24 protein-coding genes and 1 tRNA gene are annotated in these 25307 nt (G+C 72.6%); 14 read left to right on the top strand and 11 right to left on the bottom strand.

Annotated elements, in window-relative coordinates; all coding sequences use genetic code 11:
* The first annotated feature begins 61 nt into the window (after nt 1–61).
* The gene (locus tag ACN28G_RS23720) at nt 62–544 is read left to right on the top strand and encodes an SRPBCC family protein (protein WP_091444967.1); all 483 of its coding nucleotides are present in this window, start codon (nt 62–64) and stop codon (nt 542–544) included.
* 71 nt (nt 545–615) lie between these two features.
* Entirely contained in the window at nt 616–1902 is a 1287-nt protein-coding gene (locus ACN28G_RS23715) for a PQQ-binding-like beta-propeller repeat protein (RefSeq protein ID WP_091444966.1), read from the top strand.
* A 99-nt stretch (nt 1903–2001) separates the two neighbouring features.
* Here the strand turns inward: ACN28G_RS23715 and hisC are convergent, their stop codons facing one another.
* The 3 genes from hisC to hppD all read right to left on the bottom strand — a co-directional run bounded on the left by hisC (nt 2002) and on the right by hppD (nt 5654).
* The gene (gene hisC / locus ACN28G_RS23710; protein WP_091444964.1) at nt 2002–3105 is read right to left on the bottom strand and encodes a histidinol-phosphate transaminase; all 1104 of its coding nucleotides are present in this window, start codon (nt 3103–3105) and stop codon (nt 2002–2004) included.
* On the bottom strand, nt 3102–4244 hold the full coding sequence (locus tag ACN28G_RS23705; protein WP_421480358.1) for an RDD family protein: 1143 nt from the start codon (nt 4242–4244) through the stop codon (nt 3102–3104). The genes hisC and ACN28G_RS23705 overlap by 4 nt, the downstream gene beginning before the upstream one ends.
* Before the next feature lie 204 nt (nt 4245–4448).
* Entirely contained in the window at nt 4449–5654 is a 1206-nt protein-coding gene (gene hppD / locus ACN28G_RS23700; RefSeq protein WP_091444960.1) for a 4-hydroxyphenylpyruvate dioxygenase, read from the bottom strand.
* 136 nt (nt 5655–5790) lie between these two features.
* Between hppD and ACN28G_RS23695 the strand changes: the two genes are divergently transcribed.
* The 3 genes from ACN28G_RS23695 (at nt 5791) to ACN28G_RS23685 (ending at nt 9655) form a co-directional block, all read left to right on the top strand.
* Nucleotides 5791–6297: an Lrp/AsnC family transcriptional regulator gene (locus ACN28G_RS23695; RefSeq protein ID WP_421480357.1), complete on the top strand. Its 507-nt coding sequence runs from the start codon at nt 5791–5793 to the stop codon at nt 6295–6297.
* Nucleotides 6298–6444: 147 nt separating this feature from the next.
* On the top strand, nt 6445–7869 hold the full coding sequence (locus tag ACN28G_RS23690) for a hypothetical protein (protein ID WP_421480963.1): 1425 nt from the start codon (nt 6445–6447) through the stop codon (nt 7867–7869).
* A gap of 118 nt (nt 7870–7987) precedes the next feature.
* On the top strand, nt 7988–9655 hold the full coding sequence (locus ACN28G_RS23685; protein WP_091444956.1) for a fumarate hydratase: 1668 nt from the start codon (nt 7988–7990) through the stop codon (nt 9653–9655).
* Between the two features lie 147 nt (nt 9656–9802).
* On the opposite strand, the gene ACN28G_RS23680 is transcribed toward ACN28G_RS23685, so the two are convergent.
* Entirely contained in the window at nt 9803–10009 is a 207-nt protein-coding gene (locus ACN28G_RS23680) for a hypothetical protein (RefSeq protein WP_421480356.1), read from the bottom strand.
* 123 nt (nt 10010–10132) lie between these two features.
* Between ACN28G_RS23680 and ACN28G_RS23675 the strand changes: the two genes are divergently transcribed.
* From ACN28G_RS23675 to ACN28G_RS23665, 3 genes are all read left to right on the top strand, one after another.
* Nucleotides 10133–10381, top strand: a complete 249-nt coding sequence (locus ACN28G_RS23675; RefSeq protein WP_091444952.1) for a hypothetical protein — start codon at nt 10133–10135, stop codon at nt 10379–10381.
* A gap of 43 nt (nt 10382–10424) precedes the next feature.
* Complete coding sequence (locus ACN28G_RS23670) at nt 10425–10679, top strand: helix-turn-helix domain-containing protein (protein ID WP_139135789.1); 255 nt, start codon at nt 10425–10427, stop codon at nt 10677–10679.
* Nucleotides 10680–10900: 221 nt separating this feature from the next.
* Complete coding sequence (locus ACN28G_RS23665) at nt 10901–12310, top strand: class II fumarate hydratase (protein ID WP_421480355.1); 1410 nt, start codon at nt 10901–10903, stop codon at nt 12308–12310.
* Between the two features lie 14 nt (nt 12311–12324).
* On the opposite strand, the gene ACN28G_RS23660 is transcribed toward ACN28G_RS23665, so the two are convergent.
* Nucleotides 12325–12870 (bottom strand): CGNR zinc finger domain-containing protein, encoded by a 546-nt coding sequence (locus tag ACN28G_RS23660; protein ID WP_091444947.1) that lies wholly within the window; start codon nt 12868–12870, stop codon nt 12325–12327.
* Nucleotides 12871–12952: 82 nt separating this feature from the next.
* Here ACN28G_RS23660 and ACN28G_RS23655 point away from each other — a divergent pair, with 82 nt between their 5' ends.
* The gene (locus tag ACN28G_RS23655) at nt 12953–13942 is read left to right on the top strand and encodes an EamA family transporter (RefSeq protein WP_091444945.1); all 990 of its coding nucleotides are present in this window, start codon (nt 12953–12955) and stop codon (nt 13940–13942) included.
* A gap of 85 nt (nt 13943–14027) precedes the next feature.
* Here the strand turns inward: ACN28G_RS23655 and ACN28G_RS23650 are convergent, their stop codons facing one another.
* Nucleotides 14028–14972, bottom strand: a complete 945-nt coding sequence (locus tag ACN28G_RS23650) for a hypothetical protein (protein ID WP_091447580.1) — start codon at nt 14970–14972, stop codon at nt 14028–14030.
* A 233-nt stretch (nt 14973–15205) separates the two neighbouring features.
* Between ACN28G_RS23650 and ACN28G_RS23645 the strand changes: the two genes are divergently transcribed.
* The gene (locus tag ACN28G_RS23645; RefSeq protein WP_421480354.1) at nt 15206–15877 is read left to right on the top strand and encodes a GNAT family N-acetyltransferase; all 672 of its coding nucleotides are present in this window, start codon (nt 15206–15208) and stop codon (nt 15875–15877) included.
* Nucleotides 15878–15948: 71 nt separating this feature from the next.
* Here ACN28G_RS23645 and ACN28G_RS23640 read toward each other — a convergent pair whose 3' ends face one another.
* Together ACN28G_RS23640 and ACN28G_RS23635 are read right to left on the bottom strand one after the other, a co-directional pair.
* The gene (locus ACN28G_RS23640; protein WP_421480353.1) at nt 15949–16980 is read right to left on the bottom strand and encodes an endonuclease domain-containing protein; all 1032 of its coding nucleotides are present in this window, start codon (nt 16978–16980) and stop codon (nt 15949–15951) included.
* Between the two features lie 490 nt (nt 16981–17470).
* Nucleotides 17471–18079: an IclR family transcriptional regulator gene (locus tag ACN28G_RS23635; protein WP_091447574.1), complete on the bottom strand. Its 609-nt coding sequence runs from the start codon at nt 18077–18079 to the stop codon at nt 17471–17473.
* A gap of 443 nt (nt 18080–18522) precedes the next feature.
* Here ACN28G_RS23635 and cysS point away from each other — a divergent pair, with 443 nt between their 5' ends.
* Nucleotides 18523–19938, top strand: a complete 1416-nt coding sequence (gene cysS, locus ACN28G_RS23630) for a cysteine--tRNA ligase (protein ID WP_421480352.1) — start codon at nt 18523–18525, stop codon at nt 19936–19938.
* Nucleotides 19938–21080: a 23S rRNA (guanosine(2251)-2'-O)-methyltransferase RlmB gene (rlmB, locus tag ACN28G_RS23625; RefSeq protein WP_091444936.1), complete on the top strand. Its 1143-nt coding sequence runs from the start codon at nt 19938–19940 to the stop codon at nt 21078–21080. Before cysS ends, rlmB begins: the two co-directional genes overlap by 1 nt.
* Nucleotides 21081–21222: 142 nt before the next feature.
* On the opposite strand, the gene ACN28G_RS23620 is transcribed toward rlmB, so the two are convergent.
* Complete coding sequence (locus ACN28G_RS23620) at nt 21223–22314, bottom strand: ABC transporter ATP-binding protein (protein WP_421480351.1); 1092 nt, start codon at nt 22312–22314, stop codon at nt 21223–21225.
* A 375-nt stretch (nt 22315–22689) separates the two neighbouring features.
* On the opposite strand from ACN28G_RS23620, the gene ACN28G_RS23615 reads away from it, so the two are divergent.
* Together ACN28G_RS23615 and ACN28G_RS23610 are read left to right on the top strand one after the other, a co-directional pair.
* Nucleotides 22690–22763 (top strand) — tRNA-Thr (locus tag ACN28G_RS23615).
* Nucleotides 22764–22850: 87 nt separating this feature from the next.
* On the top strand, nt 22851–23480 hold the full coding sequence (locus tag ACN28G_RS23610) for a histidine phosphatase family protein (protein ID WP_175440670.1): 630 nt from the start codon (nt 22851–22853) through the stop codon (nt 23478–23480).
* 18 nt (nt 23481–23498) lie between these two features.
* Here ACN28G_RS23610 and ACN28G_RS23605 read toward each other — a convergent pair whose 3' ends face one another.
* Both ACN28G_RS23605 and ACN28G_RS23600 read right to left on the bottom strand, forming a co-directional pair.
* The gene (locus ACN28G_RS23605; protein ID WP_229688443.1) at nt 23499–24158 is read right to left on the bottom strand and encodes a type 1 glutamine amidotransferase domain-containing protein; all 660 of its coding nucleotides are present in this window, start codon (nt 24156–24158) and stop codon (nt 23499–23501) included.
* Between the two features lie 11 nt (nt 24159–24169).
* Nucleotides 24170–25249, bottom strand: a complete 1080-nt coding sequence (locus tag ACN28G_RS23600) for a hypothetical protein (RefSeq protein WP_421480350.1) — start codon at nt 25247–25249, stop codon at nt 24170–24172.
* Between the last annotated feature and the right edge of the window lie 58 nt (nt 25250–25307).

Below are 25307 nucleotides of genomic sequence, written 5' to 3'. Positions count from 1 at the left end.
CCCCACACCCGCCCCCCGCGTCACGCGCACCCACCGTACGGTGGACGACACGGGAGGTGTCATGTCGACGGTCACGGTCACCGGGTTCATCGCGGCACCCCCCGTCGACGTGTGGCGTCTCCTGGTCGACCTGTCCGTCCGCGCCGACTGGCTCACCGCCGTCGGCGCGGTCGAGGTGCTCACCGCCGGACGACTGGGCGCGGGCACCGCGTGGCGGGAGGTCCGCTCCCGTCCCGACGGCGGCACCCTGGCCGAGGAGTTTCTCGTGCTGGAGGCCCGCGCACCCGACCGGTTGGTGCTCAGCTCGCCCGGCACCGGGGTCGACTACCGGACCACCTGGGCCCTGCGGCAGGTGCGTCGCCGTCGTCGGGGCTGCACGGCGGTCACCGTCGAGCACCAGGCCCTCCCCACCGCCGGGTACGGCCGGGTGATCGGACTGCTCTTCGGCGGCCTGGCCGCCCGCGCGGTCGAGGGCACCCTGCGCCGTGACCTCGCCGACCTGGCCGCCGCCGTCGACCGGGCCGGCACCGTCGAAGCGGCCTGACCCGGGGGGTTGTCCGGCCCGCCGGCCCAGCCGGCGACTTCCGCTGGGTAGGGTGCCGGGCGGAGGTGCGCATGGGGTTCGCGAAGGGCCGGCGACGGATGGTGGTCGTGGCCGGGGCGCTGCTGGTGACCGTCGTGGTGGCCGCCACGGCGTACCGGGTGCTCGCGCCCGCCGAGGTCAGCACCCCCGCGCAGGCGGCCTACCCGGACGTCGCCAACTCCGACGTCGGAGTGATCGGCCGGCTGCCCGTCGCCCCGCTGATCGTCGACGGTCGCCTCCGGGTGTACGCCGCCGACCGGCAGGTCTACGCCGACCAGCCGGTGACCGGCAAGAACCGGCGCACCCCGTACTGGTCGTACCGGCGCTGGCCGGCCCGGCTCGACGGGGTCCTGGCCAAAGGCACGACGGTGCTCAGCCGGTGGTCGGACGGGAAGCTGGTGGCGCTGGACGCGCGTACCGGACAGGTGAGCTGGCGGGCCGACGGACCGGAACCGGCGGCCGAGCACGCCGGGCCGGAGCGGGCACCCGGGCAGGACCGGCGGGTCCGGCGCACCGGTGCGGCGACCGTCTGGGACCCGCGCGGGCTGCACGTCACCCGGGGCACCGACGGCCGCCCGGTGCTGGTGGTCACCGGGGACCGGCAGCAGCGCGGGTTCGACCTGGCCGACGGCCGGGAGCTGTGGCGGGCCGACGCGACCGCCGAGTGCCGCACCGACCTGGGCACCACGCTCGCCGGGCAGGTCGCCACGGTGGACGCCTGCGGTGACGAGCCGGCGGTCGAGCTGCGCGACGCGGTGACCGGCGCGGTAGCCACCCGGTGGCGACCGCCCGGCACCACCGACGCCCTGGTGGCGACGCTGACCGGCTGCCAGTCCCCCCGGTCGGAGTGCCGAGGGCTGCGCACCACCTCCGAGGGCGACGGCACGGGCCGGGGCTGGTTGCTCGGCGCCGGCGAGCCGGTCGCGGCCCCCGCCCTGGACCGTCCGGACACCGAACTCGTCGGCGAGCACGTGGTCGGGGTGATCCCCGGCGGGGTCACCGGGCGCTCGCCCCGGACAGGGGAGGAGCTCTGGCGTCGGGCCGATCTCGGGTCGGTCCGGATCCTGGCGGCCCAGCCGGGCCGGGTCCACCTGCTCACCGAGACCAGCGAGCTGGTGACCCTGGACCCGAGCACCGGCGCGCAGCGCTCCCGGTTCGTGCTCACCGTGGGGCGCGACGGCCTCGGTTGGGAACCCGGCTACGCGTACGCGGTGGACGGCTACCTGGCCGTGGAGCGGCTGAAGCCGCCGGTCGCCCCGGAGGCCGAGGACCAGCGCTACTTCCTCACCGGCGAAGCCCTCGTCCTAGCCGCCACCTGACCGCCCCCTGCGCGAAGGAAGGGCCCCTTGTTAACGGGGCGGGGTGAGCGGGGTGCCCCGCTCTACCGAAAGCGTTAACAAGGGGCCCTTCCTTGCACGTCAGGTGAGGGCGGACTCGGCGGCGGCCAGGAAGGCGTCGTTCTCGGCCGGGGTGCCGATGGTGACCCGGACCCCGTCGCCGGCGAACGGGCGGACGATCACGCCACGCTTCTCGCAGGCCCGGCCGAACTCGGCCGCCCGGTCGCCGAGCGGCAGCCAGACGAAGTTCGCCTGGCTGGTCGGCACGTCCGGGACGCGCTTGCGCAGCGCCTCGGTGACCCGCTCCCGCTCGGCCACGATCAGCGCGCAGCGGCGCTGCACCTCGTCGGCCTGGGCGAGTGCGGCGAGCGCGCCGGCCTGGGCGGCCAGGCTGGTGGAGAAGGGGGTGACCACCTTGCGTACCGCCGCCGCCACGGCCGGCGCGGCGACCAGGAAACCGATCCGCAGCCCGGCCAGCCCCCACGCCTTGGACAGCGTGCGCAGCACCACCACGTTCGGCCGGTCCAGGTAGGTGAGCCCGTCCGGCACCGCCGGGTCGGTGACGAACTCCCGGTACGCCTCGTCGATCACGACCAGCACGTCCTCGCCGACGGTGTCGAGGAACCGGTCCAGCTCGGCGCGGCCGACCGCCGTACCGGTCGGGTTGTTCGGGTTGCAGACCAGCACCATCCGGGTCCGGTCGGTCACCGCCGCCGCCATCGCGGCGAGGTCGTGCCCGTGGCCGGCGTCGTTGGGCACCCGCACGCTGGTCGCGCCGCTGGTCGCCGCGATGATCGGGTACGCCTCGAACGAGCGCCACGAGTAGAGCAACTCGTCCCCGGGCAGGCAGGTGGCCCGGACCAGGTGCTCGGCCAGCGCCACCGAACCGCAGCCGGTGGCGATCCGGTCGACGTCGACGTCGTACCGCTCGGCCAGCGCCTCGCGTAGCGCGACCACCCCCATGTCCGGGTAGCGGTGGGTGCCGGCGACGGCCTCGGTCACCGCCTCCACCACGCCGGGCAGTGGCCCGTAGGGGACCTCGTTGCTGGCCAGCTTGATCGCCTCGGGCAGGCCCAGCTCACGGGCCAGGTCGGCCGGGCTGCGACCGGGTACGTAGTTGGGCAGCACGTCGAGGTCGGCACGGGTCAGCCGCAGCGCCGGCTGGTGACGTGAGGTCTCCGTCATGGGGTTTCTCCCGGGGGGGTGGGCGCGGTCGGGGGAGTGGCAGGGGGCACCTGGATCACCACGGTCTGGGCGCGCTTGTCGTGCAGGGCCCGCCGCAGCGGATGGTCGAAGAGGGGGGACACCGCGTCGACGAGCTGGAGGATCAGCCCGAGCCCGCAGCAGTACCAGAGCAGGGTGGGCAGGCCGAGGGTGTTCCACCGGCGCAACGACCGGCCGAAGCCGAGCGGTTGGTCCTGCGCCATCGGCACGGCCCGGATGCGGGCCACCCTCTTGCCGAAGGTCTGCCCGCTGGCCGCCATCGCCGGCACCTCGTAGGCGAACCAGAGCGCGGTGGCGATCAGCAGGATGGCAACCTGGAGGCCACCGGCCTGGTCACCGGGCTGGGGGAGCCCGTCGGTGGAGGAGTCGCCGGCCATCGCCCGGCTCATCACCTCCCGCCAGTACGGGGTGACCTCCTGGATGTAGCGCCAGACGAACCAGCCGTTCACCACGGCGTTCAGTGCGAACAGCACACCGAAGTCGATCACTCGGGCCACCAGTCGGGCGCCGTGCCCGGCCAACGGGAAGCCGTGCGGCCGGGGCTCGGGCGGCCGGCTCAGCCAGGCCTGCTGCGGCCAGCCGGGCGGTGTCCCCGGTCCGGTCCAGGGCGGCTGCCCCGGGCCCGGTGCGGGCCAGCCGGGACCACCCGGCCCGCCCTGCCCCGGCCCGCCCTGCCCCGGCCCGCCCTGCCCCGGCCCGCCCTGCCCCGGGCCGCCTTGCCCCGGACCGCCCTGCCCAGGGCCGGTCGCGTCGGCTCCGGGCCAGCTGGGGCCGGCCGGTGGGGAGCCAGCTCCGGGCCAGGCCGGGCCGCCCTGTGCCGGACCAGCGCCGCCCGGCGCCGGACCGCTTCCGGGCTGGCCGGGGCCGTACTGCGGGGAACCGGACCCGGTACCGGTGCTGCCGGTCGCTGCCGGGGGACCGCTGGCCGGGCCGCCCGAGGTGGACTCCTGGGCGGGGGTGGGCTCCGGCTCGGGCTCGGGTGGGCCCTCCGGCACCTCGGCGTCGACCGGGATGGGTGCGCCGATCCAGCCGCCACCGTCCCAGTACCGTCGGGTGTCCCGGTCGGCGGGGTCGACGTACCAGCCGGGGGCGACGCTCACGGCGCCACCCCGGCGTAGCCGTCGGCCGGCGTCGCGCTGGTCCGGACGGTCCGTTCGCTGTGCTCGCTCACCTGCACACCTTAACGACGACGCCGACGGGCAGGCCGGGCAGCGGTGCGCCGCCGCCGGTGGTGGATCGCCCACCGGCGACGGCGCGGGTGCCGGGACGGGCCCGACACGTCGAACATGCGGGCCCTACCGGGGTCACAGGTTGCCGCGTCGTTCCTGCTCCCGCTCGATCGCCTCGAAGAGGGCCTTGAAGTTGCCCTTGCCGAAACCGAGGGAGCCGTGCCGTTCGATCAGCTCGAAGAAGACCGTGGGTCGGTCCTGCACCGGCTTGGTGAAGATTTGCAGCAGGTAACCGTCCTCGTCCCGGTCGACCAGGATCTTGCGGGCCTTCAGCTCCTCGATCGGTACCCGGACGTTGCCGATCCGGGCCCGCAGCTCCGGGTCGTCGTAGTACGAGTCCGGGGTCTCCAGGAACTCGACACCGGCGGCGCGCATGGCGTCGACGCTGGCCAGGATGTCGTTGGTGGCCACCGCGATGTGCTGGGCGCCGGGGCCCTGGTAGAACTCCAGGTACTCGTCGATCTGCGACTTCTTGCGGGCCACCGCCGGCTCGTTGAGCGGGAACTTGACCTTGCGGGTGCCGTTGGCGACCACCTTGCTCATCAGCGCCGAGTAGTCCGTGGCGATGTCGTCGCCGATGAACTCCGCCATGTTGGAGAAGCCCATCACCCGCTTGTAGAACTCCACCCACTCGTCCATCCGGCCGAGCTCCACGTTGCCGACCACGTGGTCCACGGCCTGGAAGAAGCGCTTGGGCTGCAGCTTGGCGTCGATCATGGGCTGCCGGTCGACGATCGGGCCCCGGGCCACGAAGCCGGGCAGGAACGGCCCGGTGTAGCGGGAGCGGTCGACCAGGGTGTGCCGGGTGTCGCCGTAGGTGGCGATGGCGGCCATCCGGACCGTGCCGTTCTCGTCGGTGACGTCGTGCGGGTCGAGCAGGCCGGTCGCGCCCTGTGCGGTGGCGTGGGCGTACGCGGCGTCGACGTCGGGCACCTCCAGCGCGATGTCGGCCACGCCGTCGCTGTGCCGGGTGACGAACTCGACCTCGGGCGCGGTCGGGCTGACCGCCCCGCGCAGCACGAACCGGGCCGAACCGCTGGTCAGCACGTAGTCGGCGTGGTCCCGGTAGCCCTGCTCGGGCCCCCGGTACGCGACACAGGTCATGCCGAACGCGGTGGAGTAGTAGTGCGCCGCCTGCTTGGCGTTGCCCACCACGAAGGTCAGGTGGTCCAGCCCCCGGACCGGGAACGGGTCGCGGCTGATGTCGTGGTCGACGGCGCCGACGAGTTCGTCGACGTCGACCTCTCCGGTCGACTGGGGTCGGTCGATCGCCTGGGTCATCGCGCACTCCCTCCTCGCCGGTCACCTCGTGGGCGACCGTCCGGTACCTCTGTGGCGAGGATCGCGGTCGGGGCCCGGCTGGGCAACTGTCAGCGTTCCTCCTGGTCAGGTTGCGCAATCGGTACGATGTTCACCCATGACCACTGAGCAGTCTGTACAGCTGGACGAGGTGGACGCCCTCCTGATCGCGCTGCTCGCCGAGGAGCCCCGGATCGGGGTGCTGGAGTGTTCCCGTCGACTCCGGGTGGCCCGGGGCACAGTCCAGGCGAGGTTGGACAAGCTGACCCGGCGCGGCGTGATCGGCGGCTTCGGGCCGGACATCTCCCCGGCCGCGATCGGCTTCGGGGTGACCAGCTTCGTCACCCTGGAGATCAGTCAACGGCACGGCCACGACCCGGTCACCACGCACCTGGCGGTCATCCCGGAGGTGCTGGAGGCGCACACCATCACCGGCTCCAGCGACCTGCTCTGCCGGATCGTCGCCCGCTCCAACACCGACCTGCAACGGGTGATCGACCAGATCGTCTCCTTCGCCGGCATCACCCGGGCGTCGACGATCATCGCCCTGGCCGAGGCGATCCCGTACCGCACCCTCCCCCTGGTCCGCTCCGCCTCCCAGCTGCAAGGAAGGGCCCCTTCCTAACGCTTTTTGTATAGGAAGGGCCCCCTCCTTACACCCGGGGCGGGGGAGAAAGGGTGGCGACACGGGCGTGCGGGTGTCGGGCGTGGCGGTGATCGTGACTACCGTGTCCGTGTGGCGAACCAGAAGGGCCCCGGCGTCAAGGGCGTCCTGCTGCTCGCCCTCGTCGCGGTGGTGGTGTTGGCCGCCACCGGGCTCTGGAACCCGTTCCCCGGCATGTGGGACTGGGTCAAGCGCAGCAAGCCCATCTCCGAGCCGGACGTCATCTGGCAGGAGCGCATCGGCGGTACCCCGCAGAGCGTGACCATCGCCGGGGACGCCGTCGTGGTCGAGCAGCGTACCCGGGTCGAGGCGCGCAGCCTGGCCACCGGCGTACAACTCTGGGAGCGTAAGGCGGACTGGGCCGCGGTGGCCGGCGGCGACCGGGACGCGGTGGTCGCCGTGGGCAAGCTCCTGGTCAAGGGGTACGACCTGCTCGATCCGAACACCGGTGCGGTACGTCGCCGGGTCGACGACGCGGTGGCCGTCTGGACGTACCAGAACCTGCTGCTCGACGCGCGTTGTGCCGGGGCCACCGACTGCACCCTGTCGGCCTGGGAGCCGCGCGGCGAGCAGCCACTGTGGACGGCGTTCCTGCCCGGGGTCAGCACCTCCTGGCTGGCCGACAACCCGGATGTGCTGGACACCCGCCGGCTCACCGCCACCCGGGTCGACGACGGGGTGGCCGGCGCGGAGCCGGTACCGCCGCTGCTCGGCTTCCCGGTCGACGGCCGGGTGCACGTGGTGGACACCGCTACCGGCCGGGTCCTGCAGGACGTCCAACCCGGCCGGGACGAACGACTCTCCGTGGTCGGCGGCCGGCTGGTCCGGATCACCGCGCGCTCCGCCGAGGGCGCCTGCCTGTTCACCGTCACCGCCGGGGATCCGGCGACCGGCCAGCAGGTGTGGCGGCGGACCGGGATCAACCTGCGTACCGCCGACAGCGCCGGCTGCGCCCAGCGGGAGGATCCGCAGGGCGCCCGGAACGTGCTGATCGGCATGGGCTCCGACGGCCGGGAGGCGGTGCTCGACGGGTACAGCGGTCGGTTGTTGCAGGTCAACGCCGTCGACGAGAAGCTGCTCGCGGTCGACGACCGGTACACGGTGACCCGCAGCGCCGACCAGCGCTCGATCGTCGGCCGGGAGTTGGACGTCGACCGGGAACGCTGGACCCGACCCGCCAACGACCGGACCAGGGCCATGCTCACCCCGTACGGTGCGGTGGTCTCGGACGAGAAACCCTCCCGGCTGGCGGTGGTGGAGCCGCGCACCGGGCGGGAGTTGGTGAGCCTGCGGACCGCGGCGAACGCGCTGGCGGTGGGGCCCGGCGGCATGATCATCGGTGAGGGCCGGGAGATCGGGTACGTCCGGTTCGGCGCGTCGAACGCTCCGCCGGGCGGCGGCGCGCCGGGCGCGGGTGACGGCGCACCCGGCGCACCCGGTGGCCCCGACGCGCCCGGCGGCCAGGGTGACCAGCGCGACTGCGGCCCGAAGCAGGAGGCGTGTCCGGAGGCCGAACGGGACAAGGACGGCTGATCCCGCGGGGCCCGAAGGCCGCAGAACGATCCCACCGATCGGTACGGATCAGCGTGGCGTCCCAGGACCCACCCGGCGGGTGGGACTGATCGATCCGACTGGCCTAGGCTTTCGCCTCATGAGCAGTGCCGCCGACTTCTCCTACGCTCCCCTGTTGCCGACCGGCCCGGACCAGACCGAGTACCGCCTGGTCACCGACGAGGGCGTGGACGTCGTACACGGCCCCGGGGGGCGTCGTTTCCTCACCGTGGAGCCGGCGGCGCTGACCGCGCTGACCGCCGAGGCGATGCACGACATCGCCCACTACCTGCGCCCGGCGCACCTGGCCCAGCTCCGGGCGATCATCGACGACCCGATGGCCTCGCCGAACGACCGGTTCGTCGCCCTCGACCTGCTCCGCAACGCCAACATCGCCGCCGGTGGCGTGCTGCCGATGTGCCAGGACACCGGCACCGCGATCGTGATGGGCAAGCGCGGGCGGCACGTGCTCACCGACGGCAGCGACGCCGAGGCGATCTCCCGGGGCGTCTACCAGGCGTACACGAAACTGAACCTGCGGTACTCGCAGCTGGCCCCGCTGACCATGTGGGACGAGCGCAACACCGGCAGCAACCTGCCGGCCCAGGTGGAGCTCTACGCCGAGGACCCGGACGGGCACCCCGACGGGTACAAGTTCCTCTTCATGGCCAAGGGCGGCGGCTCGGCCAACAAGTCGTACCTCTACCAGGAGACCAAGGCGCTGCTGAACCCCACCCGGATGATGCAGTTCCTGGAGGAGAAACTGCGGCTGATCGGCACCGCGGCCTGCCCGCCGTACCACCTGGCCGTGGTCATCGGCGGCACCTCCGCCGAGTACGCCCTGAAGACCGCCAAGTACGCCTCGGCGAAGTACCTGGACACGCTGCCCACCGAGGGCTCGATGAGCGCGCACGGCTTCCGCGACCTGGAGCTGGAGGCGCAGGTGCTGGAGCTGACCCGCAACTTCGGCATCGGCGCGCAGTTCGGCGGCCGGTACTTCTGCCACGACGTACGGGTGGTCCGGTTGCCCCGGCACGGTGCGTCCTGCCCGGTGGCCATCGCGGTCTCCTGCTCCGCCGACCGGCAGGCGGTTGCCAAGATCACCCCGTCGGGGGTGTGGTTGGAGCGACTCGAAACCGACCCGGCGCGCTTCCTGCCCGAGGTCACCGACGAGACGCTGGACGCCTCCGACGTGGTCCGGGTCGACCTCAACCGGCCGATGGACGAGATCCGCGCCGAGCTGTCGAAGTACCCGGTGAAGACCCGGCTGTCGCTGACCGGCCCGCTGGTCGTCGCCCGGGACATCGCCCACGCCAAGATCGCCGAGCGGCTCGACGCCGGTGAGCCGATGCCGCAGTACCTGCGCGACCACGCCGTCTACTACGCCGGCCCGGCCAAGACCCCCGAGGGGTACGCCTCCGGTTCGTTCGGCCCGACCACCGCCGGCCGGATGGACGCGTACGTGGAGAAGTTCCAGGCCGCCGGCGGCTCCCAGGTGATGCTGGCCAAGGGGAACCGCTCCGGCCAGGTGACCCGCTCCTGCCAGCAGCACGGCGGCTTCTACCTCGGCTCGATCGGTGGCCCGGCCGCCCGACTGGCCCAGGACTGCATCAAGCACGTCGAGGTGCTGGAGTACGCCGAGCTGGGCATGGAGGCGGTCTGGAAGATCGAGGTGGAGGACTTCCCGGCCTTCATCGTGGTCGACGACAAGGGCAACGACTTCTTCGCCGAAGTAACCAAACCCGTCCTCACCATCGCCACCCGCTGACCCTGATCACCCCCGCACCTGCGTGGGGCTCGCTAGATCGCGGAAGTAGTGGCCTCCAGGCTGATCGAGGCCACTATTTCCAGGAACGTGCGCGCCGAGGAGCGTCGTGGTGTGAGTCTGCGGGGTGCGCGGGCAGGTTCAGTGCTGTTACGGGTGCATCCGAAGGATGTATAGGGCAGTCTTGCCCTCCCCGTGGTCGTTGTCGTCCGGCTGAAGGCTCGTGACGGGGACGACGATGCGCTGTCCGCTGCTGCCGCTGCCGGCGTCCACCCACACCTGAACCGTGCCGTTCTGCGGCAACTCCCGTGGACCTACTGCCAGTATCTCGCCGGTTTCCATGATGCCCTCCTCCATGCTCGCGGGGCTGAGCCAATGCCAACTATTGCACAGCAAGGTTGGCCAAATGGCAGCATGGTAACTAGGCCTATGTGGGGGACATTTGAGTTGGCCTAGGGCTTAGGCGGGGACGATGGCCAAGTGGCTGACCTGGAATCGGCGGTGCGGAAGCTGCGTGCGGCGCAGGCTGGGGTGCCAGGTGCGGAGCAGCGAGCCGCCCGCCTCATCGCGGAGGCTCGCGCCCGGGTGGAGGCCGCTCGGGCCGAGTTGGCCGAGGCGATCCGGGCCGCCGACCGGGACGGGGCACGCCAGGTGGACATCGTGGCCGCGACCGGGTACAGCCGGGAGCGGATCCGGCAGATCATCCGGAGCGCAGAGGACAACGCCTGAAGGAGCCCGGAGGCCCTGAACATCGAAGCGGCACGCCAACCGGATGTCTGAGCTTGAGGCAGCCTCGGAGGCATACCGGGCGGCGCGCCAGCGGGTGCAGGATGGGCTCGCTGAGGTTGCGTCGGCCCGGGCGGACGTGCCGAAGGTGCGGGAACGGCTCGCCGCCGAGATCGTGTCGGCGTACCGGGATGGGCGGCGGGTCGGCGAGATCGCCCGGGTCACCGGCTACGGCCGTGAACAGGTGCGACGCATACTGCGGGCCGGCGGGGTGGAGTCCGGCGAGGCCGGTGGTGGCTGATCCATGATCAGGCAAGGTCGGGAAGTTTGAGCCCGGACAGCGCGAGACCCGGCCCACCCACCGTCCGGAAGGCTGCCGGGTCCACTTCCATCAGCTATAGCTATCTAGCAGATTAGCTCGTCGCGGCGTTCTCCTCAACGGAACCGCCCCGAAGCGTCGCCGACCGGTGTGACCTGATCGGTCGGTGCGATCATCTGCGTGCCGCCGGTGGGCGCGGCAGGATGGTATGCGTGACGACTCCAGAGGCAACGGCATACCGGATCGAACGCGACTCGATGGGTGAGGTGGAGGTGCCCGCCGACGCGCTGTGGCGGGCGCAGACGCAGCGCGCGGTGCAGAACTTCCCGATCTCCGGGCGGGGCATCGAGCCGGCCCAGATCCGGGCGCTGGCCCAGATCAAGGGGGCGGCGGCCGAGGTCAACGGCGAGCTGGGGGTGATCGACGCGGAGGTGGCCGCCGCGATCGCCACCGCCGCCGCGCACGTGGCCGCCGGTGGGTACGACGACCAGTTCCCGATCGACGTCTTCCAGACCGGGTCCGGCACCTCGTCCAACATGAACACCAACGAGGTGATCGCCAGCCTGGCCGGCCGGAAGCTGGGCCGGGACGTGCATCCCAACGACGACGTCAACGCCTCCCAGTCGAGCAACGACGTCTTCCCCTCCTCGATCCACCTGGCCGCCACCGAGGCGGTGGCCCGGGACCTGCTGCCGGCGCTGGAGCACCTGGCCGGGGCGCTGGAGGCGAAGGCGGCCGAGTTCGAGACCGTGGTGAAGGCCGGGCGTACCCACCTGATGGACGCCACCCCGGTCACCCTCGGTCAGGAGTTCGGCGGCTACGCCGCGCAGGTCAGGTACGGCATCGAGCGGCTGGAGTCGGCCCTGCCCCGGCTGGCCGAGCTGCCGTTGGGCGGCACCGCCGTCGGCACCGGCATCAACACCCCGCTCGGGTTCGCCGCCGCCGTGATCGCCAAGCTGCGCGCCTCCACCGACCTGCCGGTGACCGAGGCGCGTAACCACTTCGAGGCGCAGGGCGCCCGGGACGCGTTGGTGGAGACCTCCGGGCAGTTGCGTACCGTCGCGGTCGGCCTCTATAAGGTGGCCAACGACATCCGGTGGATGGGCTCCGGGCCCCGGGCGGGCCTGCGTGAGCTGCGCATCCCCGACCTGCAGCCCGGCTCGTCGATCATGCCGGGCAAGGTGAACCCGGTGGTCGCCGAGGCGATGCGCCAGGTCTGCGCCCAGGTCGTCGGCAACGACGCCACGGTCGCGTTCGCCGGTTCGCAGGGCGACTTCGAGCTGAACGTGATGCTGCCGGTGATGGGGCGCAACCTGTTGGAGTCGATCCGGCTGCTGGCCGCGTCCAGCCGGCTCTTCGCCGACCGCCTGGTGGTCGGCCTGGTCGCGGACGAAGCGGTCTGTCTGGGGTACGCCGAGGGGTCGCCGTCCATCGTCACCCCGCTCAACCGTCACCTCGGGTACGACGAGGCGGCGTCGATCGCCAAGGAGGCGCTGGCCAAGGAGCTGTCGATCCGCGAGGTGGTGCTCGCCCGGGGACACGTCGACAACGGCAAGCTCACCGAGGAGCAGCTCGACGAGGCGCTCGACGTGCTCCGGATGACCCACCCCTGAGTCGGGCGGGTTGGTCAGGGGCGATCGGCGGCGGCCTTGCGGGCGCGGTAGGCGTTGACCGCCGCGCGGTTGCCGCAGCCGGCGTCGCAGAACCGTCGGGACCGGTTCTTCGACAGGTCGACCAGCACGTTGTCACAGTCCGGGTAGGCGCAGCGGCGCAGCCGGCTCAGCTCGCCGCTGCGAACCAGGTCGGCCAGGGCCATCGCGGCCTCCACCGCCATCCGCCGGGCCAGCGGCGCGTCCCGGGGCACGGCATGCAGATGGTACGGCTCGTCGTCGTGCCGGATGAGCTGTGGCAACGCCTTCGCCTCGTGGAGCAGCCCGTTGACGATCCCGACGATCTCGTCCTCGTCGGCGGACCAGATCCGGCGGAGCCGGGGCCGCAGCTCGCGTACCGACCGGAGTTCCGCCTCGGTCCGGTCGTGCCGGCCGCTGTAGCGGTGCTCGGCGAGGAAGCGACCCAGCGCGGAGATGTCGGGCAGGCCCTCGCCCTCGTCGATGGTGTTGACCAGGGCGGCGGCGCTGATCAGGGCAGCCTCGGTGTCATGAGCGAAAAGCACGTTGACTCCTGTCGTGAGGGCCGTCTACCGTCATCATCGAAATCCTAGTTCACTCATGACACTGCCGAGTCGAGGAGATTCGATGCGTCCCCGTCCCGCCACCGGGCTCGGCCTCGGTCTGCTGCTGCTCTCCGGGCTCACCTTCGCCACCTCCGGCACCTTCGCCCGGTCCCTGATCGACGCCGGGTGGTCCGCCGAGGCGGCGGTGATCGCCCGGGTCGGCATCGCCGCCGTCGTGCTCGCCGTACCCGCGCTGGTGGCCCTGCGGGGACGGTGGCCGGTGCTGCGGCGCAACCTCGTCCCGATCGGTCTCTTCGGGCTGCTCGGGGTGGCGACCGCGCAGGCCTGCTTCTTCAACGCGGTGCGGTACCTGCCGGTCGGGGTGGCCCTGCTGCTGGAGTACCTCGGAGTCGTGCTGGTGGTCGGCTGGATGTGGCTGGCGCACGGCCAGCGGCCCCGCCGGCTGACCGTGGTCGGTGCGGTGCTCGCCCTGCTCGGCCTGGTGTTCGTGCTGGACCTGACCGGCAGCACCCGGCTCGACCCGGTCGGGGTGCTCTGGGGGTTGGGGGCGGCGGTCGGCCTGGCCGGATACTTCGTGCTCGCCGGCCGGATCGACGACGACCTGCCCTCGGTGACCCTGGCCAGCTTCGGCATGGCCACCGGCGCGGCGGCGCTGGGGCTGCTCGGGGCGACCGGACTGCTCTCCCTGGAGGCGACCTTCGGGCAGGTCGACTTCGCCGGCTGGCGTACCAGTTGGTTGGTGCCGATCGCCGGGCTGGCGTTGCTCGCCGCCGTCGTCGCGTACCTGGCCGGGGTCGCCGGCACCCGGATCCTGGGGGCCCGGCTGGCATCCTTCGTGGGACTGACCGAGGTGCTCTTCGCGGTGCTGATCGCCTGGCTGGTGCTGAACGAACTGCCCACCGTGGTCCAACTGCTCGGCGGCACGCTGATCGTGGTCGGCGTCGCCGTGGTCCGCCTGGCCGAACTGCGCACTGCGCCGGCGATCGACAACGCCCCCGCCGTCCCCGCCGGCCCGCCGTCGACCCCGGCGCTGGCCCGGCCCGAAGCCTGACCTCAGGAGTCCCGCATCCGTCCCGTCCGGCCGGTCGGCGTGCGCCGGCCGCAGCCGGCAACCGTAGGCGACCGGCTGCGCTGGCTCACCGGCCACGGGTGGTGCGCCAGCCACGAGCCGTCAGGGCGGACCGTACCTGCCGTACCAGCGCGGGGAAGTCGCGGTGCAGCCGGTGGGCAGGGGCGGGCAGGACGAGCCAGCCCGCGGCGGCCAACTGCTGGAGGCGGTCCCGATCCGGGTGCGACCGGTCGGCGTCGGCGGGCCACTGCCCGTCGTACTCGACGGCGACCCGGAACTCCGGCCAGGCCAGGTCCGGATGCAGCAGCCGGCCGGTGGGCAGCCGCACCGGATGCCGGGCCACCGGGCGGGGGAGCCCGGCCAGGACCAGCCGGATCCGCAGGTGCGACTCGGACGGCGACCGGGCGGCGGGATCGGCCAGGTCGAACACCCAGCTGGCCCGCCGGTTGCCGGGTCGTCCCTCGTTGGCCGAGACGATCGCCCGGAGTGCGTCGGCGTCGGTCAGGTGGCGGGCGAGCAGGGTGTCGACGATGCCCACCGCGCGGACCGGCTCCAGCCAGACGGCCGTCTCCCAGGCCGCCTCAGTCGGGCCGGACCGCAGCAGGGTGGCGTGCTGCGGACGGGAGCCGGGCACGCCGGATCGGGACGGGTCAGGGCTCGGGGGGTCGAGGGGGGAGGAGTGGACGCGGATGCCGCGTTGGGTGCCGACCCGCACCGACCGCGGTACGAGGACGTGCACCTCGTCGGTGTACGAGGCAGCGTGGTCGACGCCGTGCAGGAAGCTGGCCGACGGGCCGGCGATCATCACCCCGGGCGGCAGTCGCAGCACCACCGCCTGACAGGCCAAGGCGTGGTCGCGGTCGAGTCGGGCGTCGGCGTAGACGTCGTGGCGCACCTGCGTCCAGGCGGAGCCGCGCAGCTGGTGCTCGGTCAGCAGGCTGCGTTGGACCGCTTCGGAACCACGGAAGACCTGCCAGGCGAGTGGGGTCGGCCGGTTGGCGATGCGAGGCATACCGAACAGGGTGCGGGTGCCCACCCGTCCACCGGAACCCCCTGTGGATAACCGATGCCACCCCCGGTGCGTCCCCTGTGGACAACCGACCGGAAGTGCATCGAATGTGATATAGGCCGATCCCCGCGTCGGGGTCGTCGGTGCGCCGCCGAAAACCCCTCGGCACTGGCACGCTGGCGGTGGCAGGATCGGCTGGTACGGGGAGCATCGCCGAGTCCGGGACGGGGAGTGTCGTGCGGTTGGAGACGGAGCGGTTGCGGCTGCGTCGCCTCACCGTGGACGACGTGGACGAGTTGGTGGCGTTGGACGCCGACCCGGAGGTGATGCGTTACCTGACCGGCGGGCGGCCGACCCCGGTCGAGGTCGTCCGGGACGAGCAGCTGCCCCGGCTGCTCGACCAGTACCAGCGCCACCCCGGGCTCGGGCGTTGGGCCGCCGAGGACCGCGTGACCGGCGAGTTCCTGGGCTGGCTCGCCCTCGACCCGACGCCCGATGGCTCGACATTCGATGGCTCGACGCTGATCGACCCGGTTCCGTCTGACCCGGTTCCGTCCGGCGCGGTGCAGGGCGGCACGGTGCCGTCCGGCGGCCCGGTGCGGGATCGGGGCGAGGACGGCGTGGCGGCGGAGTTGGGTTACCGGCTCCGCCGCGTGGCCTGGGGGCGTGGGCTGGCCACCGAGGGGTCCCGGGCGTTGCTCCGGTACGCCTGCGACACGGTGGGCGTACGACGGGTGTGGGCGCAGACGATGGCGGTCAACACCCGGTCCCGGGCGGTGCTGGAGCGCGCCGGTCTGCGCTACGTGCGTACCTTCCACCTGCACTTCGACGACCCGATCCCGGGTACGGAACACGGCGAGGTGGAGTACGAGGCGCGCAACCCCGCCTGCCGACGATCAGCCTCTTGATCAACTCGGTTGGGCGGAAATGGCTGGGTCGGAGCGGCCTTGATGCCGCCACATCGACCCAACCGAGTCGATCAACATTGCGAGCCGCGCAGGGCGAGGGCGGCGCGGATCTCCCGAACGACGGCGGGAAAGTCGTACCGTAGTCGACGGCTGGTCACGTGCAGGACGATCCACCCGGCGGTCAGCAGCTGGTTGAGGCGTCGACGGTCGTGGTGCAGTTGCTCGGCATCGGCGTGCCACTGGCCGTCGTACTCCACCGCCACCTGGAACTCCGGCCAGACGAGATCGGGGTGCAACACCGCGCCGGAGGGCAGGCGTACCGGATGTTGCGCCACCGGCCGAGGTAGGCCGGCCAGTACCAGTCGGACCCGCAGGTGTGACTCCGGCGGCGACTGGGCAGCCGGATCGACTAGCTCGAACGCAAGCTGGGCCCGCCGGCCCCCGGGCCGGCCCGCGAGGCGCCTCCCGATCCCGGTGAGCTGGACGCGGGTGGTCAGCCCGTTGCCGAGCAGGGTGTCGATGATGCCGGCCGCCCGTACCGGCTCAAGCCAGGCTGCCGTCTCCCAGGAGGCGAGCGTGGGACTGGACCAGGGCCAGGTGAGCCCGCACGCCGAGGCGCCGGGGGTGACCGGTGCCCGCCGGGGGACGGGAGCCGCCGAGCTGAGCGGAGCGGGCTCCGGCAGGCCGAGCGCGGTGGACGGGCCGAGCGCGGTGGACGAGCCCGGCGTGATGGAGGGACCGGGCGTGGTGGACAGGCCGAGCGCGGTGGAGTGGACCCGCAGGCCGCGGCGGGAACGTACCCGCGTTTCGCGGGGTACGAGAACGTGCACGTCGTCGTCGAATCGGGCCGCGTGCTTCACCCCGTGCAGGTACGCCGCTGACGGACCGGCGATCGTCGTCCCGGCAGGCAACGTCAGCAGGACCGCCCGGCAGGCGAGAGCGTGATCCCGTTCGAGGCGGGTGTCGGCGTAGACGTCCTGACACAGGTGAATCCAGGAAGCGCCGCGCAACTGTGACCGGGTGAGCAGCTTGCCCCGGAGCGCGTCCGAGCCACGGAAGACCTGCCAGGCGAGAGCGGCGGGGCGATGCGGTACGGGTGGCATGAACCCAGCCTCGGGCCCACCGGTCGTCCCGCACCAGCCCTGTGGACAGCCGGCGACCTCCGACCGGCAGCCCCCTGTGGACAACACGCCTCGGTGTCCCGAATCGTGGTATAAGGCCGGTGATCGTGCTCTTGATCGACTCGGTTGGGCCGATATGGCGGCATCAAGGCGCCTCCGACCCAGCCATTTCTGCCCAACCGAGTCGATCATGCACCTCGCCGGCCGGCCGGTCGGCCGGGTCTCGTGCGGTCGGTCAGGGTTGGGGCGAGGGTGGGCTGACCAAGCGAGCGGCTGGTTGTCAAGCGAAGTCGCGGCTGGTCAGGCAGGGCTGCGGCTGGTCCGGCGAGGGTGCGGCTGGTCGGGCGAGGGTGCGGGTGGTCCGGCGAGGGTGCGGGTGCCTCTGGTCGGGCGAGGGTGCGGGTGGTCAGGTGACGGTGCGGGTGGTCAGGGTGACGGTGCGGGTGGTCAGGTGAGGATGGGAGTGGGCTGGTCAGGCGAGGGCGGTGGCGATGGCCTGGGCGGCGGCGGTCACCTGGGCGCCGATCACCTCGGTCGCCAGCGGGGCCAGCGACACCACCCCGACGCTCGCCTCCAGCCCGGTTACGCCGAGCACCGGTGCGGCCACCCCGTACGCCCCCGACTGCAACTCGCCGGCACTGCTCACCGGGGCGGGGTCACCGGTGCGCCCGGCGAGGATGGCCCGTCCGGCCGCGCCCCGGTCCAGTGGGTGCCGCGCCCCGGTCCGGTACGCCACGTGGAAGGACGTCCAACTGGGCTCCACCACGGCGAGCGCCACCCCCTCGCCGGCCTCCACCACGGTGAGGTGGGCGGTCGCTCCGGCCTGTTCGGCGAGGCGGCGCAGGGCGGGTAGTGCCCCCTCGGCGAGCAGGGGCTGAGCCCGGCGGGCCAGGTGCAGGACCCCCACCCCGAGGCGTAGCCGGCCGTCGTCGCCGCGGCGCAGCATGCCGTGCCCGGTCAGCGCGCCGACCAGCCGGTACACGGCGGCCCGGCCGATGCCCAACCGGTTCGCCGCCTCGGTGACGGTCAGCCCGGCCGGCGCGTCGGCCACCAGGTGCAGCAGGCGAAGCCCCCGGTCCAGGGTCTGCGCCGTCTCCCCGCCCCGGGCCGCGTCGGTGCCGCTCCGAGCCGCGTCGGTGCCGGCCCGAGCCGCGTCCGCTCGGCTCCGGGTCGCGTCCGCTCCAACCCGGGTCGCGTCGGTCCCGGGCCGGGTCGCGTCGGTCCCGGGCCGGGTCGCGTCGGTCCCGGGCCGGGTCGCGTCGGCTCCGGGCCGGGTCGCGTCCGCTCCAACCCGGGTCGCGTCGGTCCCGGGCCGGGTCGCGTCGGTCCCGGGCCGGGTCGCGTCGGCTCCGGGCCGGGTCGCGTCGGCTCCGGGCCGGGGGTCGGCCGGGTCCGCCGGATGCCCGGGTCCGCCGGGGGAGGCCGTCGTGTCCACAGCACGCAGCGTACGGCCGGGTTGGCCGGTCGGGCAGCGCAGGCCGGCTCGGGCCAACCGGGAAATGCACGGACGGCTACCCTTGTACGGTGACGCTACGCCTGTATGACACCGCCACTCGAACGGTCCGGGACTTCGTCCCCCGGGAAGCCGGCAAGGTGGGGGTCTACCTGTGTGGCCTCACCCTCCAGGCCCCGCCACACATCGGCCACCTTCGTTCCGGGGTCAACTACGACGTGCTGCGACGCTGGTTGACGGCCAAGGGTTTCGAGGTCACCTTCATCCGCAACGTCACCGACATCGACGACAAGATCCTGGCCAAGGCCCAGGAGCAGGGTCGCACCTTCTGGTCGATCGCGTACGCCAACGAGCTGGTCCTGGCCGAGGCGTACCGGTCACTGAACGTGTTGCCGCCGACGTATGAGCCGAGGGCGACCGGGCACATCCCGGAGATGCACGAGCTGATCGCCACGCTGATCGCCGCCGGGCACGCCTATCCGGCCACCGACGGCTCCGGTGACGTCTACTTCGACGTGGCCTCCTGGCCGGCGTACGGTGCGCTCTCCGGCCAGTCCCCGGCCGACATGCAGTCCGCCGGGGACGCCCCTGACCGGGGCAAGCGCGACCCGCGGGACTTCGCCCTCTGGAAGGGGGTCAAGGCCGACGAGCCGACCGACGCCTACTGGCCGTCGCCGTGGGGTCGGGGCCGGCCCGGCTGGCACATCGAGTGCTCGGCGATGTGCTGGCGTTACCTCGGCGACGAGTTCGACATCCACGGTGGCGGGCTGGACCTCACCTTCCCGCACCACGAGAACGAGATCGCCCAGTCCCAGGCGGCCGGGCTGCCCTTCGCCCGGTACTGGGTGCACCACGGGCTGCTCAGCCTCGGTGGGGCCAAGATGGGCAAGTCCACCGGCAACGCCCTCGACCTGGCGTACGTCGCCTCGCTGGGGGTCCGCCCGGTCGAGCTGCGGTACTACTTCGCCGCCGCGCACTACCGGTCCCGGATCGACTACACCGAGGACAACCTGCGGGACTGGGCCGGCGGTTACCGCCGGATCGAGGGGTTCGTGCAGCGGGCGGCGGAACGCGTCGGCGCCGGGCAGCTCGGGGAACTGCCCGCCGGCTTCGTCGCCGCGCTCGACGACGACCTGAACACCTCCGCCGCGCTCGCCGTGCTCCAGGAGGTGCTGCGGGACGGCAACAACGCGTTGGCCGCCGGCGACGATGTGACCGTACGCACCGCGCTGGCCGACGTCCGCGCGATGCTGGATATCCTCGGGGTCGACCCCCTCGACCCGGCCTGGACCGGTGGCGGCCGGACGGACGACCTGCGCGACGTGGTGGACTCCCTGGTCGCGTTGGCCCTTGAGCAGCGCGCCCAGGCCCGCAGCCGCAAGGACTGGACCGCCGCCGACGCGGTACGTGACCAGCTCAAGCAGGCCGGTGTGGTGGTCGAGGACACCCCGCAGGGGCCGCGTTGGACTATTGGAGAGCAGGACTGATGGCCGGCAATTCGCAGCGCCGTGGCCGGCGACTGACGTCGAAGAAGGGTGCCGTCAAGGGCTCCGGGGGCAAGAACCGGGATTCCCTGGCCGGGCGCGGCAGGACCCTGCCGGCCGACGAACGGCCGTGGCACAAGGGGTACTCGGGCACCGAGAAGCTGCCCGAGCGCACCGCCTGGAAGCAGGAGAAGGAGCGGCGGGCCGCCGCCGAGGAGGGCCGGGCCCCGAAGATCGGCCAGCCCGGCTCGAAGGACACCACCTGGGGTCGGGGCGGTGGCCGGGGCGTTCCCGGCGGCCGGGGTGCCGTGTCCCGGGGTGGTGCCGCGTCCCGGGGCGGTGCCCCCGGTCGGTCCGGTCCCCGGGTCGCGCCCGGACGCCGGTCCAACCCGAGCAAGGACGGTCCGGAGCTGATGGTCGGCCGGAATCCGGTGCTGGAGGCGCTGCGTGCCCAGGTGCCGGCGACCGCGCTCTATACCGCCCAGGGCCTGGAGGCCGACGACCGGATCAACGAGATCGTCCGGACCGCCGCCAACCGGGGGATCGCCATCCTGGAGGTCAGCCGGGCCGAGCTGGACCGGATGACCGGTGGTGTGCTGCACCAGGGCATCGGGTTGCAGGTGCCGCCGTTCGCGTACGAGTCGTTCGAGGACCTGGTGGCGACCTCGCTGGAGCAGACCGCCCCGCTGCTGATCGCGCTGGACGGGGTGACCGACCCCCGTAACCTCGGCGCGGTGATCAGGTCGGCCGCCGCCTTCGGCGCGCAGGGCGTGTTCGTACCGGAGCGGCGGGCGGCGGGGATCACCGCGACCGCCTGGCGGACCAGTGCCGGCGCGGCGGCGCGGGTGCCGGTGGCCCAGGTCGTCAACCTGACCCGCGCGCTGAAGGCCTGCCAGGAGGCCGGTTTCATGGTGGTCGGTCTGGACGCCGACGGCGACACCGACCTGTACGACCTGGAGGCCGCGGTCGGCCCGCTGGTGGTGGTGGTCGGCTCGGAGGGGCGCGGCCTGTCCCGCCTGGTCGGGGAGACCTGCGATCTGACCGTGAGCATCCCGATGGTCTCCGATGTCGAGTCGCTCAACGCCAGCGTCGCCGCCGCCGTGACCCTCGCCGAGGTGGCCCGCCGCCGGGCCGTGGAGGCCTGAGCCCGCGCCTGCGGGTGTGACTTCAGAGCAGTGCCGTTGCGGGCCGTCCCCAGGTCTGGGGGCGGCCCGCCGACGTCATCCGGGTGCGACGAAGGGGGCGGTCCACCACGTACCGTGGACCGCCCCCTCGTCGGTGCTGCTACTAGATCCGCAGGCCGGAGGCGGCGTTGAAGACGTGGCTGCGGCCGGCGTGCGGCTTGACGAACACGGTGTCACCCATGTTCGGCATGTTCCGCCGGTCGGTGCGGACCACGAAGCGCTCGTTGGCGCCCTCCAGGGCGGCGTGGCCGTAGATGTTGGCGTCGGAGCCGAGGTCCTCGACCAGCTCGACCACGACCGGCATACCGCCCTCGGTCGGGCTGACCATCTCGCAGTCCTCCGGACGGAATCCCACGGTGACCTTGTCGTTGCCACCCTCGGCGCGGGCCGCCTCGACCTGCTCCCGGGTGAGCGGGATCAGCATCTCGGCGAAGGCCGCACCCCGGTCGCTGAGCTGCACGGTCTTGATGTTCATGGCGGGGGAGCCCATGAAGCCGGCGACGAAGACGTTGGCCGGGGTGTCGTAGAGCGCCCGGGGGGTGTCCACCTGCTGGAGGACACCGTCGAGCATGACCGCCACCCGGTGACCCATGGTCATCGCCTCGACCTGGTCGTGCGTCACGTAGACCGTGGTGACGCCGAGCTTGGCCTGCAGCGAGGCGATCTGGGTACGGGTCTGCACGCGCAGCTTGGCGTCGAGGTTCGACAGCGGCTCGTCCATGAGGAAGACCTGCGGCTCGCGGACGATGGCCCGACCCATCGCGACCCGCTGGCGCTGACCACCGGAGAGCGCCTTCGGCTTACGGCTGAGGTACTCCTCCAGCTGGAGCAGCGCCGCCGCCTCCTTCACCCGCCGGTCGATCTCCGACTTCGGGGTCTTGCGCAGCTTGAGCGCGAACGCCATGTTCTCGTACACCGACATGTGCGGGTACAGAGCGTAGTTCTGGAAGACCATCGCGATGTCGCGGGCCTTCGGGGGCAGGTGGGTGACGTCGCGGTCGTCGATGTAGATGGCACCGTCGTCGACGTCCTCCAAGCCGGCGAGCATGCGCAGGCTGGTGGACTTACCACAACCGGAGGGGCCGACCAGGACGAGGAACTCGCCGTCGCCGATCTGGAGGTCGAGCTGGTTCACCGCGGGCCGTTCGGTGCCCGGGTAGATCCGGGAGGCCTTTGCGTACGTGACCGTAGCCATGAAGGGGTGCTTCCTCTCACCGGCAGGAACGTGCCGGACGATCCGAGTGAAGGAGCGACCGGCACGGTGCCCGCACCGGTCCACGGACGGCACCGAGGTGTCGTCCGTGTCACTGCACGGTAAACGGCTTTCGCCCACCTGCCAAGGAGAGAGTTCGTCGATGGGACTTTTGCCAGGGGCATTTCGGGCACTCGGGCACGGCGTGGCATCAATCGCACGGTGCAATTGCAGCGTCGATGGTTCACGATCCGTTACACCGGATCGGGAAATCGACGTTTCCGGTGGTGGGACGGGTCAGCAAGGCGGGATATCGCGACGTCAGTCGCTATGCTGACGGGCGAACGATCGGCTCGGGGGCGATCCTGCTCCGATCGCGCCCCTGTAGCTCAGCTGGCCAGAGCACTCGCCTTGTAAGCGAGATGTCGCCGGTTCGATCCCGGCCGGGGGCTCAACTTCACACTCCGCCACCCGCCGGTGGTCCCTGCGCACGGCAGGGTCGGACTACGCTCGACGGTTCCCGACCGCGTGAGGTGTCCGTGCCGAGTCGTCTGCTCTACCTGGCCAGGCACGGCGAGCAGGACCGTCCGCCCGGCGGCTCCGCCGCGGTCGACCCCGCGCACACCGGCCTCTCCGAGCGGGGCCGGCGGCAGGCCCGGTTTCTCGCCGAGCGGCTGCGCGACCTCCCGCTCGACGCCGTCTGCCACGGTCCGCTACGCCGGGCCGCCGAGACCGCCGAGCTGGTCGTCTCCGCCCGGCCGGACCTGCCCGGGTACGCCTCGGAGCTGGCCGGGGACTACCTGCCCGACGACACCGACCCGACCGGTCTGCCGCCCGCGTACGCGGAGTTTCTGAGTGGGTTCTCCGAGCGGGAGCGGACCGACGGGCCGGGCCTGGCGGCGGAGGCGGTCCGCCGGTTCACGTCGGTACCTGCCGAGGGTGACCGACGGGAGCTGGTGATCACGCACAACTTCCTGATCGCCTGGCTGGTCCGGCACGCCCTGGCCGCCCCGCCGCCGCGCTGGCTGGGGCTGAACAGCCACAACTGCGGGCTGACCGCGATCCTGTACCGGCCGGACCGGCCGCCGACGCTGCTCGCCTTCAACGACACCGGGCACCTGCCGTGGGAACTGCGCGGCACCGGCCTGCCGCCGGAGTTGCGGTTCTGACGGCCGTCGGCCGGCCGGTCAGCTGCCGACCAGCTGCACGACGGCCTCGGCGGTGGCCCGGGCGGACTGCGGGTTCTGGCCGGTGACCAGGCGCTCGTCGGTGACCACCTGCTCGGTGAAGTTCGGCGCGGGCACGTGCCGGGCACCGGCCTCGACCAGCTTGTCGGCGAGCAGGAACGGTACCTGGTCGGTCAGGCCGACGGCGGCCTCCTCGTCGTTGGTGAACCCGGCCACCCGCCTGCCGGCCAGCAGGTGCCGGCCGTCGGAGAGCGTGAGGTTGACCAGCGCGGCCGGTCCGTGGCACACCGCGCCGATCACGCCGCCGCGCTCGTACACCGAGGTGGCGATCCGGGCCAGGTGCGGGTTGTCCGGAAAGTCCCACATGGTGCCGTGGCCACCGGCGAAGAAGACGATGTCGTATCCGGTCGGATCCACCGAGGCGGCGGCGGGCGTGTCGGTCACCCCGGCGGTGGCGAGGAAGGTCTGCTGGGTCTGGTCGTCGGGGTCGTGTCCGTCGACCGGCGGCTCCCCGCCGGCCACCGAGACCAGGTCGACCTGGTAGCCGGCGGCCCGGAAGACCTCCCACGGTTCGGCGGCCTCGCCGACGAAGTAGCCGGTCTCCCGACCGGTGTCGCCGAGCTGGCGGTGGCTGGTCAGCGCGATCAGTGCACGAGTCATGTCAGCCATGCTCACCCGTCGGACCGGCGGCGACCATAGATGAAGGGCACAGCACCGGCAGGTTTACCGCGCGGCCTGGTGTGGGACCGGACCCGGCCGGTGGACGGGCCGCTGCTGGTCGGGGTGGTCGTCGCCGGGGGACGGTGCAGCGGCCGGCTCAGCCGGTCGGCCATCCGTACCGTCAACTCGCTGTCGACAAGCGGTCGGTTGACCTCACCGGCGACGGCGAGTGCCGACGCCGAGACGGACCGCCAGATCGCCGCCAGCCCGGCGCCCAACCCGACCAGGGCCACCGCGCCCCGGGTGGTCGGCGAACCGCTGGCCGCGAACGCGCTCACCCCGACCACGACGAGCAGCACGGCGAGCAGCGGTACGAGCACCGGTACGAAGATGCCCCGGGCCGCCTGGACCACCAGCCGGCGGTCCCGGATGATCAGATTGCGGGCGACCTGGGCGTAGTCGTCCTCGTCGAGCAGGTCGCGGGGGTGCAGGCCGCCGGTCAGCACGCCGCGCCACAGCTCGCCCTGGTCGCGCAGTTCGGCGCCGAGGGCCGCCAGCTCGTCGTCCCGCTCGGCTGCCGTCTGTAGCACGGCGAGGTTCAACTCGTCGAGGAGTTCCAACATGTCCCCGGCCCAGCCGGTGGTCACCGGGTCGGCCGGGTGTTCCGGGGCGGCCGGACCCGCCGGGCCTGCGGTGATCGCCGGATCGGCGGCGTCGAGGCGGGCCCAGGTGGCTGCGGTCGACGGCACGGGACGACCCGGTCGGGTCAGTCCGGCGAGCTCGGTCAGGGCCACGTCGACGCCGTCCAGGTACATCCGCATCCGCTGCGGTACCGGCATCTCGGTGAAGTTGGAGAGCTTGTGCGGCCGGCGGCCGGGCGTCGGCGTACCCGGTCGGGGTGTGGCGTCCGGGCACCGTACCTGGTGGAAGGCGTCGGCGAGCCACCAGCCGAGGCGCAGCGCGGTGACCACGGCGGCCCGATCGTCGCGGTGTGCCGGCTGCCCGCCACCACCGGTCACCGCCGGCCGCCCGCCGCTGGCGTCGTCGACCCGGGTGGGCAGGCCCAGCCGGCGCTGGCCGGTGAGGTTCACGCGCTCTCCCCCGGTGGCGCTGACTCGGTCTCCGTCCCTCCGATGGTAGTAAAATTCC

The organism is Micromonospora sp. WMMA1923 (assembly GCF_049179195.1).
Classification (GTDB): domain Bacteria; phylum Actinomycetota; class Actinomycetes; order Mycobacteriales; family Micromonosporaceae; genus Micromonospora; species Micromonospora yangpuensis.
Note: the sequence above shows the minus strand (reverse complement) of the source record. Positions and strands in the feature narration are given on the sequence as shown.

Bases quoted from the DNA above. Each gene is read 5' to 3' on its own strand.
- ACN28G_RS23720 (WP_091444967.1), top strand. From the start codon at position 62: ATGTCGACGGTCACGGTCACCGGGTTCATCGCGGCACCCCCCGTCGAC.
- ACN28G_RS23715 (WP_091444966.1), top strand. From the start codon at position 616: ATGGGGTTCGCGAAGGGCCGGCGACGGATGGTGGTCGTGGCCGGGGCG.
- hisC (WP_091444964.1), bottom strand. From the start codon at position 3,105: ATGACGGAGACCTCACGTCACCAGCCGGCGCTGCGGCTGACCCGTGCC.
- hppD (WP_091444960.1), bottom strand. From the start codon at position 5,654: ATGACCCAGGCGATCGACCGACCCCAGTCGACCGGAGAGGTCGACGTC.
- ACN28G_RS23695 (WP_421480357.1), top strand. From the start codon at position 5,791: ATGACCACTGAGCAGTCTGTACAGCTGGACGAGGTGGACGCCCTCCTG.
- ACN28G_RS23685 (WP_091444956.1), top strand. From the start codon at position 7,988: ATGAGCAGTGCCGCCGACTTCTCCTACGCTCCCCTGTTGCCGACCGGC.
- ACN28G_RS23680 (WP_421480356.1), bottom strand. From the start codon at position 10,009: ATGGAGGAGGGCATCATGGAAACCGGCGAGATACTGGCAGTAGGTCCA.
- ACN28G_RS23670 (WP_139135789.1), top strand. From the start codon at position 10,425: ATGTCTGAGCTTGAGGCAGCCTCGGAGGCATACCGGGCGGCGCGCCAG.
- ACN28G_RS23665 (WP_421480355.1), top strand. From the start codon at position 10,901: ATGGTATGCGTGACGACTCCAGAGGCAACGGCATACCGGATCGAACGC.
- ACN28G_RS23655 (WP_091444945.1), top strand. From the start codon at position 12,953: ATGCGTCCCCGTCCCGCCACCGGGCTCGGCCTCGGTCTGCTGCTGCTC.
- ACN28G_RS23650 (WP_091447580.1), bottom strand. From the start codon at position 14,972: ATGCCTCGCATCGCCAACCGGCCGACCCCACTCGCCTGGCAGGTCTTC.
- ACN28G_RS23640 (WP_421480353.1), bottom strand. From the start codon at position 16,980: ATGCCACCCGTACCGCATCGCCCCGCCGCTCTCGCCTGGCAGGTCTTC.
- rlmB (WP_091444936.1), top strand. From the start codon at position 19,938: ATGGCCGGCAATTCGCAGCGCCGTGGCCGGCGACTGACGTCGAAGAAG.
- ACN28G_RS23620 (WP_421480351.1), bottom strand. From the start codon at position 22,314: ATGGCTACGGTCACGTACGCAAAGGCCTCCCGGATCTACCCGGGCACC.
- ACN28G_RS23605 (WP_229688443.1), bottom strand. From the start codon at position 24,158: ATGACTCGTGCACTGATCGCGCTGACCAGCCACCGCCAGCTCGGCGAC.